Genomic DNA, 2693 nt, shown 5'->3' on the forward strand with positions numbered 1-2693 from the left:
TCTTGACAGCCAATGTTGTAATGCCAGCGGATAGTGAGTTTAACAACTATGCGGTAGCGCCAGTGACAGTACAGTTCAACTTCACTAAGAAATTAGAGGGTCGTGAGTTGAAAGCTGGAGAATTTAGCTTTGTTTTGAAGGATGAAAAAGGAAATGTAATCGAAACAGTAGCGAATGATGCATCTGGTAAGATTAAATTTTCAGCACTTACATTTAAAAATGGTGAAGAAGGGACTTACATCTATCATGTAGAGGAAGTAAAAGGTACCGAAGCTGGTATCGAGTATGACCACATGATTGCTACTGTTGGAATCAAAGTGAAGAAAGATGGAAGAGTGTTAATCGCTACTACTGAATTACCAGCAGATACAGAATTTAACAATAAAGTAACCCCACCAACTCCACCAACACCTGTTGTTCCACCAGTAACACCTCCTACCCCACCGACTTCAGGAGTTCAAACAGTGAAATCAGTTACTTCGCTTACTCCAGTTACCTATGAGGGTGTAAAAGAACAAGAACTTCCTAGAACTGGTGACAATAAGTCTGAAGTTGCAATAGAGGTTGGAGGCCTTCTTACATTAGTTGGATTGGTCTTATCAAGAAAACGGAAGAACAATTCATAAAATAAAGGATTGGTGAATAATTCATTATGTTTATGCTAAGTTGATTTCAAACTTCAATTATTTATTAACTTATCCATAAATAGGTAGTAAAAACGCAAGAGTAATCTTGCGTTTTTGCTTTAGGGAGGGATGGCAATTGTTTCTTGGTGAACAATTTTATTGAGCAAGTTGTGAATAACAACGATACTTAAATATTTAAAATAATTTCTTGAACGATGAAAAATAAGCTAATAGAAGAATATTTTATCATAGTTGAAAGTTTATTTGAAAATAAAAAACAGCTCTTTTCACAATAGAAGGAGCCAGACTTTTATAGATAGCTTTTATTATATGGATTTGATATACTCTTATATGTAGAAAAGTGATAGACGGTGGCTTTCAATTATTAGAGAGGAGTGATGCCTATGGGCAAACATTCAAAATCTAGTAGAGAGGAGAGCCGTTTTGACAGCGTTCGAGATTGTGCAAACCATTCTAGGCTTTGGTAGTTTTACTATCGCTCTAATTGGATTATGCTACAAACTCTTTAAAGACGATGACAAAAAATAATCCGTCCCCACTTTTGGCGAAGTAAGACGGATTATTTTCGTTTAAAACTAGCCACCGTCTTTTAAACGGCTCTACATGGAAGTTGAGTGACTGCTCAACTTCTTTTTTCTACCACAATTTTATCAGAATAAACAATTTAAGTCAATTCGAAATATACAGATATTGATGAACTGACAGTACCAATGATAAATGAGTATATAGAAAAAGTAGTAGTCCATGAAGCAACAGGGGGAAGAAAAGGAAAAGATAGAAAACAACAAGTCGATGTTTACTTTAATTTTATAGGCAACTGTCAAGTGCTATGAAAAGCGAGCATAGAAAAAATGACTTAAAAATGGTAAAATATTAGTAGTTAATTTAGACTAACTTGCAATTAGCTTTCATCTTTAAGGAATAATGTGAAATGCTAAAAGCGGAGAGAGTTTAAAATTTGTTGTTGTGAAGAGTTTTGCTGGTGAGTGATAAGAGTAACAAAAAATTTTGGGATAAATTCGCCAAGTTGTATGCTCCTTTTATGAAGAAGGATAAAGGTGTTTATGATAAAGTTTGCGGATACATAAACCCCTATTTGAGTAAGGATATGAATGTACTTGAACTTGCTTGTGGTTCAGGTCAATTATCCTTTAACCTTTCCAAATATACGAAAAGTTGGATTGCAACTGATTTTTCTAAACAAATGATTTTTGAAGCAAGAAAACATGGAGAATACGAGAACCTTGTCTTTGAAATAGCTGATGCTACTTCATTGATTTATACAGATGAGAAATTTGATTGTGTAGTAATAGCTAATGCACTTCATATTATGCCCGAGCCTGACAAGGCAATGAAAGAAATATATAGGGTATTAAAACCTAATGGTACTTTGTTTGCTCCCACTTTTTTATGGAAAGAGGAAAAACAAAGTAAATTCAAAAAACGGCTGATGTCTATTGTAGGGTTTAAGATGTATAAAGAATGGGATAAAAAGCAATTTGAAGAATTTATCCATGAATATGGATTTTCAGTAGCTGAAATGAAATTGGTAAATGGAGGACTTGCACCAGTTGGTGTAATGATTGCATATAAAAAGTAATATTAAATTATTATTTACAAAGTAATATGAATTTAAAAGCGGTAGTGTAAAATAAGTTGTGTACACTCAAAAAGCTCTATAATCTCTACAGTGGTTTTACCCACTACAGAAATTATAGAGCCGTAAAATGAAGGTACTTTCTTTTATTCCTGTAAGTTAGATACTTGCAGTTTATGGCAACTCCATTGGGGTTGCCTTTTTACTTATTGATTATGTAATCAAAATGAATCATTATGACTAACCTTACATAAGTACAATCTTGCCAAAAATGCTGAAATCATCCTTTTCTGACAAGGTGATAGGTGCCTCGTCAGAATTTAGCGAGTTAAGGAGAATGTCCCCATTTTCTCTATTTTGACCTACCTTCATTACGAAGAATCGACTATTTATCTGTACGATGCTAATATCCCCAGTTCGTAGAATTGAATCTTTTATGACAAATATCA

General features: G+C 33.8%; 4 protein-coding genes and 1 pseudogene. 4 read left to right on the top strand and 1 reads right to left on the bottom strand.

Annotated elements, in window-relative coordinates; genetic code table 11:
- The 4 genes and pseudogenes from HMPREF3112_RS08830 to HMPREF3112_RS08835 all read left to right on the top strand — a co-directional run.
- A partial coding sequence (locus HMPREF3112_RS08830; RefSeq protein ID WP_141738667.1) for a Spy0128 family protein occupies window positions 1-626 on the top strand: 626 nt, incomplete at its 5' end.
- A 414-nt stretch (window positions 627-1040) separates the two neighbouring features.
- The gene (locus tag HMPREF3112_RS11890; protein ID WP_105291367.1) at window positions 1041-1175 is read left to right on the top strand and encodes a putative holin-like toxin; all 135 of its coding nucleotides are present in this window, start codon (window positions 1041-1043) and stop codon (window positions 1173-1175) included.
- Between the two features lie 149 nt (window positions 1176-1324).
- A pseudogene (locus HMPREF3112_RS11115) lies at window positions 1325-1480 on the top strand (DUF4368 domain-containing protein); the annotation flags it as partial.
- Window positions 1481-1629: 149 nt separating this feature from the next.
- Window positions 1630-2247 carry a class I SAM-dependent methyltransferase gene (locus HMPREF3112_RS08835; protein ID WP_002886378.1) on the top strand — a complete coding sequence of 206 codons (618 nt, stop codon included), beginning with the start codon at window positions 1630-1632 and terminating at the stop codon, window positions 2245-2247.
- A 243-nt stretch (window positions 2248-2490) separates the two neighbouring features.
- Here HMPREF3112_RS08835 and HMPREF3112_RS11790 read toward each other — a convergent pair.
- On the bottom strand, window positions 2491-2693 hold a 203-nt coding region (locus HMPREF3112_RS11790; RefSeq protein ID WP_256262685.1), incomplete at its 5' end, for a S24 family peptidase.

Origin of the sequence: Streptococcus sp. HMSC10E12 (genome assembly GCF_001807855.1) — a bacterium.
In the GTDB taxonomy this organism is placed as follows: Bacteria; Bacillota; Bacilli; order Lactobacillales; family Streptococcaceae; genus Streptococcus; species Streptococcus salivarius.